1 pseudogene is annotated in these 287 nt (G+C 72.5%); it reads left to right on the forward strand.

The features are described 5' to 3' along the window. Positions 1 to 287 (forward strand): annotated as a pseudogene (locus J0695_RS41965) (arginine deiminase family protein); the annotation flags it as partial.

A 287-nucleotide genomic window follows, 5' to 3' on the forward strand; every position in this document is an offset into this window, starting at 1 on the left:
CGTGGTGGAGCTGCACGCGCTGCTCGCCGAGACGAGGGCCGTGCCCGGGGCGCGGAACTGGCTCCTGGAGCGGAAGGTCACCGCCGACCAGGTGGGGATCGGCCTGATCGACTCCACCCTCGCCTACCTGGAGACCCTGGACGACCGGCGCCTCGCCGACCACCTCATCGGCGGCCTGGCCACCACCGACCTCCCCGAGGAGTAACGGACCGGATTCGTCGCCCTGGCCCGCGAGTCGACCCGCGGCCACGCCTACCTGCTGCCGCCGCTGCCCAACACCCTCTACA

Origin of the sequence: Streptomyces beijiangensis (assembly GCF_017315755.1) — a bacterium.
GTDB lineage: Bacteria > Actinomycetota > Actinomycetes > Streptomycetales > Streptomycetaceae > Streptomyces > Streptomyces beijiangensis.